The 5,440-nt window shown below is 71.1% G+C and carries 4 protein-coding genes; all 4 read left to right on the forward strand.

Annotation, left to right across the window (positions count from 1 at the left end; translation table 11 throughout):
- Positions 1–398: 398 nt before the first annotated feature.
- The 4 genes from VFZ20_RS11755 to VFZ20_RS11770 all read left to right on the forward strand — a co-directional run bounded on the left by VFZ20_RS11755 (position 399) and on the right by VFZ20_RS11770 (position 5,300).
- Positions 399–1,184 carry a protein-glutamate O-methyltransferase CheR gene (locus VFZ20_RS11755; protein WP_349264087.1) on the forward strand — a complete coding sequence of 262 codons (786 nt, stop codon included), beginning with the start codon at positions 399–401 and terminating at the stop codon, positions 1,182–1,184.
- Entirely contained in the window at positions 1,181–1,792 is a 612-nt protein-coding gene (locus VFZ20_RS11760; protein WP_329684072.1) for a chemotaxis protein CheB, read from the forward strand. Before VFZ20_RS11755 ends, VFZ20_RS11760 begins: the two co-directional genes overlap by 4 nt.
- On the forward strand, positions 1,789–3,630 hold the full coding sequence (locus tag VFZ20_RS11765; RefSeq protein ID WP_329684073.1) for an ATP-binding protein: 1,842 nt from the start codon (positions 1,789–1,791) through the stop codon (positions 3,628–3,630). Before VFZ20_RS11760 ends, VFZ20_RS11765 begins: the two co-directional genes overlap by 4 nt.
- A 233-nt stretch (positions 3,631–3,863) precedes the next feature.
- Positions 3,864–5,300, forward strand: a complete 1,437-nt coding sequence (locus VFZ20_RS11770) for a PAS domain-containing methyl-accepting chemotaxis protein (RefSeq protein WP_329684074.1) — start codon at positions 3,864–3,866, stop codon at positions 5,298–5,300.
- Positions 5,301–5,440: the final 140 nt, after the last annotated feature.

Raw genomic sequence — 5,440 nt, forward strand, 5'->3', positions numbered from 1 at the left:
GGAACGAGCGGGGAGGGGCCGGGGGAAGGGCGGGGCGCTGCCGGCGAGGGCTGTCCGTCCGCGCGACGAAGTTCTCCCTTCCCCCACGCCGTTTGTGGAGGAAGGGCCCGGGAAAGGGGGCGGGTCGCTGCCGGCGGGAAGTCCGCCTCCCGCGCGCCGCCAGACCGCCGCCGCCGTTGCAGGCTATTCCCTATTCCCTGCCGTATTCCCTGCCGTCGCAAGCAGTTGCACGCCCCTTGCCGTAGCGTGGCAGGATTCGCACTGCCGCGCCGCGGGCGCGGGCGGTGAGCCGCACCCAACCGACGGAAACGAGCCCCACGGTGCCCAAGGCCGACGTCAAACTGCCGGATACCCCGGCCGCGTACGACAAGGAGCTGGAACGCATCGAGATCGAGCTGATGCTGGAAGGCATCTACCGGCATTACGGCTTCGACTTTCGCAGCTACGCCTACTCCTCGCTCAAGCGCCGCGTGTGGAAGCGCATGCAGGCCGAGGGGCTGCGCCACGTGAGCGAGCTGCAGGACCGCGTGCTGCACGACCCGTCCGTCATGGAGAAGCTCCTGCTGGACCTCTCCATCAACGTGACGGCCATGTACCGCGACCCAGGCTTCTACGCCGCGTTCCGCGAAAAGGTGGTCCCCACCCTGCGCACCTACCCCTTCATCCGGGTATGGCACGCCGGGTGCTCCACCGGCGAGGAGGTCTACTCCATGGCCATCCTGCTGGAGGAGGAAGGGCTGTACGAGCGGGCCCGCATCTACGCCACCGACATCAACGAGATGGTGCTGCAGCGGGCGCGGGCGGGGATCTTTCCCCTGGACAAGATGCAGGAGTACACGCAGAACTACGTGCGCGCGGGGGGAACGCGCAGCTTCAGCGAGTACTACACGGCCCTGTACGACGGGGCCCTGTTCAACAGCTCGCTCACGCGCAACGTGGTGTTCTCGCAGCACAACCTGGTCACGGACGGCTCGTTCGCCGAGTTCAACGTGATCGTGTGCCGAAACGTGATGATCTACTTCGACCGCAAGCTGCAGAACCGCGTGCACCGCCTGTTCTACGACAGCCTGGGCCGCTTTGGCACCCTGGCGCTGGGCAACAAGGAAACCCTGCGCTTTACCGACTTCGAGGACAAGTACGAGGTGCTGGACGCCCGCGAAAAGATCTTCCGGAGGCTGCAGTGAGCGAGGCCCACGAGGTGGGGCCCGGCTACCGCGTGGTGGTGGTGGGCGCCTCGGCCGGGGGGCTGCACGCCCTGCGCACGCTCGTCAGCGGGCTGCCGGACGACTTTCCGCTCCCCGTGGTGGTGGTGCAGCACCGCGCCAAGGAAAGCGAGCTGCTGTGCGAGCTGCTGCAGGAGTGCTCGCCCCTGCTGGTGCACGAGGTGACCGACAAGATGGACATGGGGCCGGGCGTGTACGTGGGCCCGCCCGACTACCACCTGCTGGTGGACGAAGGGTACTTCACCCTCACCTGCGACGACCCGGTGCGCTACAGCCGGCCCAGCATCGACGTGATGTTCGAGTCCGCCGTGGACACGTACGGGATGGACGTGGTGGGCATCGTGCTCACCGGCGCCAACGCCGACGGCGCCCGCGGCCTGCGCCGCATTGCCGACGCGGGGGGCCACTGCATTGTCCAGGAGCCCGGGACGGCCGAGGTGCGGGTCATGCCCCGCTCGGCCGCCAAGGCCGTCCCCGAGGCGTGCGTGCTGCCCCTGGAGGACATCGCCGCGCACCTGGTGGGCATCCACGGCCGCCGTGTTCCCCCCTGCCCGCCGGTGAACGCATGACGCCCGCCGCTCCCCCCGAGGCGCGGGCCCGCGTCCTGATGGTGGACGACCGGCCCGAGAACCTGATGGCCCTGGAGGCCATCCTGGAGCCCCTGCCGGTGGACATGGTGCGCGCCTACTCCGGCGAGGAGGCCCTGCGCCAGGTGCTGCTGCACGACTTTGCCGTCATCCTGCTGGACGTGCAGATGCCGGGGATGAACGGCTTCGAGACGGCGCAGCTCATCAAGAAGCGCGAGCGCAGCCGGCTCACGCCCATCATCTTCCTCACGGCCATCAACAAGGACGAGCACTTCGTCTACACGGGGTACGAGGTGGGGGCCGTGGACTACATGTTCAAGCCCTTCAACCCCGACGTCCTGCGCAGCAAGGTCGCCGTCTTCGTCGACCTTTATCTGAAGACGGAGCAGCTCAAGGACCAGGAAAAGCGCCTGCGCGAAAGCGAGGTGCGCGAGCTGGAGCTGCAGCACCGCGCCCAGCTCTCCGAGAGCGAGGCGCGCATGGCCGAGATCGTGGGCTCGGCCCTGGAGGCCATCGTCACCTTTGGCGACGACCGGCGCATCACCCTGTTCAACGCGGCTGCGGCGCGCACCTTTGGCCTGCCGCCGGGGCAGGCGCTGGGCCGGCTGATGGACGACCTGCTGGCGCCCGAGTTTCGGGGCGCCCCCCTGGCAAAGCTGTGCACGCAGGCGGCGGAGCGGGCCGCGTCCGTGGAGGGCGGCGCCGCGACCCTGCCCGAGGGGATGCAGGACCACGCGCTCACGGGGCTTCGCGCGGGGGGCGAGGCGTTCCCCCTGGAAGCGTCCATCAGCTGCCTGCAGCTGGACACGGAGCGGGTGTACACGCTCATTGGCCGCGACGTCTCCGAGCGCAAGCGGGCCGAGGAGGAGCTGCGGCTGCAGGCGGAGCACCTGGCGCGCACGACGGCGGAGCTCAAGTCGCTCAACGAGCAGCTCACGGCGCGGCAGCGGGAGCTGGAGAACGCCATCCAGTCGCGCAGCCGCTTCTACGCCAGCATGAGCCACGAGCTGCGCACGCCCATCAACGCCATCCTGGGCTACAGCGCGCTGCTGCTGGACAACATCTACGGCCCCCTGAACGCCGAGCAGTCGCGGGGCATCGAGCGGGCCAACCAGGCCGCCAAGCACCTCCTGGAGCTGGTGAACGACATCCTGGACCTGTCCAAGATCGAGGCCGGAAAGATCGACCTGGAGATCCAGCCGGCCTCGTTCCCGGCCCTGGTGCAGGACCTGTTCGTGACCGTGCGCCCCCTGGCCGACGAGCACGGCTCGGAGCTCACGCTGGACACCTCGGGCGACGTGTCCATCACCACGGACCCGCGGCGCGTGCGGCAGATCCTGCTGAACCTGCTGTCCAACGCCATCAAGTTCGGCGAGGGCAACGCCATCACGGTGGCGTGCCGCCCCCTGGAGGACCGGGGGGTGGAGATCGACGTGACGGACCGGGGGCGGGGGATCGAGCCGGAGAACCTGGAGCGCATCTTCGACGAGTTCGTGCAGATCGCCCATCCGGACCAGGCGCTGGGCACGGGGCTGGGCCTGCCCATCTCCCGCCGGCTGGCCGTCCTCCTGGGCGGATCGCTCACGGTGGAGAGCACGCTGGGGGAGGGAAGCACGTTTCGCCTGGTGCTGCCGGCCAAGCTGGACGTGCGCGCCGTGGCGGCGTCCGACGGCCTGCCGCTGCCCACGGCCACGGACGATCCCCTGCAGCAGCCGCTGGAGGTGCCCCGCCGCCGCGCGTCCGCCGCGCGCGACGACGCGGATGACGCGGATGACGCGGACGACGAGGAGGAGCACGCCACGGCCCGGCTGGTGGGCTAGGGCAAGCGCAGGCCGGCGGCGCGACGTCCGTACGAACGCGGAACGGCGGAAGGGCGGCTCCCGGGAGAGGGGGGCCGCCCTTCGCGCGTCCGTCCGGATTCCCGGCAGGGCGCGGACGGCGGCGGGGGGCGCTCAACCCGTGCGCGGGAGCGGCCGAAACTTGGTCTTGCCGCGGCACGCCGTGAATTCCCCCGGCGCGCCCGTCCCATCCCTTGCCCAGGAGCGCACCCCCGATGTTCATGCGGTTGATCAGCAGGCTTTCCGGCGTAGACCAGGTCCGCGCGCAGCACGCGGCCGTCCGGGAGCGTTCCGAGGTGCTGGACGAGGCCTGCGGCGTGGGGCTGTGGGACGCGGCGCTGTTCAACGCCGACGCCCTGCACCCCAACAGCGTGTGGACGTGGTCCCCGGAGTTTCGCCGGCTGGTGGGCTACGAGACGGAGCGCGAGTTTCCCAACCTGTGCCAGTCGTGGTCCGACCGGCTGCACCCCGACGACGTGGCGCCCACGTTCGCGGCGTTCGGCGCGCACCTCACGGACCGCACGGGCCGGGCGCGCTACGACGTGACCTACCGGCTCAAGGTGCGCGACGGCTCGTACCGCTGGTTTCGCGCGACGGGCGGGTGCCGCCACTCGGCCGACGGCGTGACCATCCGCGCCTGCGGCTCGCTGCAGGACGTGCACGAGCAAAAGACGGCCGAGCTGGCGGCCGCGGCGTCGGCGGAAAAGGACGCGGAGGCCATCCAGGCGCTGTTCGCCGGCCTGCAGGCCCTGGCCGAGGGCGACCTCACCTGCCGCATCGAGACGCCGTTCGCGCCGCACGCCGACGGGCTGCGCGAGGCGTTCAACCGCTCCGTGGCCAGCCTGCGCGAGGTGGTGGCGCGCATGCACCAGAGCAGCGACACGGTCTCGGCCAGCTCGGCCGTGCTGCGCACCACCAGCCAGACGCTTTCGGGCGCTGCGGAGGAGACGTCGCGGCAGGTGCAGTCCGTGGGCGCCGCGTCGGAGCAGGCGGGGATGAACGTGCAGGCCGTGGCCGCGGCCACGGAGCAGATGTCGGGCAGCATCCGCGAGATCGCGCGGCAGCTGCAGGACGCCCTGCGCGTGGCGCAGGAGGCCACGGTGCAGGCGGAGCACACCGTGCGCGCCATGGACGAGCTGGGCGGCTCCAGCCAGGAGATCGGCGAGGTGGTCAAGGTCATCACCAGCATCGCGCAGCAAACCAACCTGCTGGCCCTGAACGCCACCATCGAGGCCGCGCGGGCGGGCGAGGCGGGCAAGGGGTTCGCCGTGGTGGCGCACGAGGTCAAGCAGCTGGCCGGGCAGACGGCGCGGGCCACGGAGGAGATCGCGGCCAAGATCGGCGGGGTGCAGGAGCGCACGTCGGGCGCCGTGCAGGGGATCCGGCAGATCAACGACATCATCGGCAAGATCAACGGCATCAGCGTGACGGTGGCCGGCGCGGTGGAGCAGCAGAGCGGCGCCACGGCCGAGATCGCCCGCAACCTTACCGAGGCCGCGCGCGGCACGGGCGAGGTGAACCGCGGCATCTCCGGCGTGTCGCAGGCCGCGCGCGAGGCCGCCAACGGCGCCGCGCAGAGCGAAGGCGCGAGCGAGCAGCTGGCCGGCGTGGCCGCGGAGCTCCAGCGGCTGGTGGGCGGCTTCCGGGTCTGAGCCCGGACGGTTCCGCGCGGGCCGCGTGGAATCCGCGCCCACCCCGGATGCGCCGCGTCCGGGCCGAACCCGCGCGGAGCCCACGCCGGACCCGCGGGGCCCGCGCCGAGCGAATGAATTCGCCGCTGGAAGGTCGCGAA

Source organism: Longimicrobium sp. (genome assembly GCF_036280135.1).
Classification (GTDB): Bacteria; Gemmatimonadota; Gemmatimonadetes; order Longimicrobiales; family Longimicrobiaceae; genus Longimicrobium.

Excerpts from the sequence above, each read along its gene's own strand:
- VFZ20_RS11755 (WP_349264087.1), top strand. The coding sequence starts at position 399 with ATGCTGGAAGGCATCTACCGGCATTACGGCTTCGACTTTCGCAGCTAC.
- VFZ20_RS11765 (WP_329684073.1), top strand. The coding sequence starts at position 1,789 with ATGACGCCCGCCGCTCCCCCCGAGGCGCGGGCCCGCGTCCTGATGGTG.
- VFZ20_RS11770 (WP_329684074.1), top strand. The coding sequence starts at position 3,864 with ATGTTCATGCGGTTGATCAGCAGGCTTTCCGGCGTAGACCAGGTCCGC.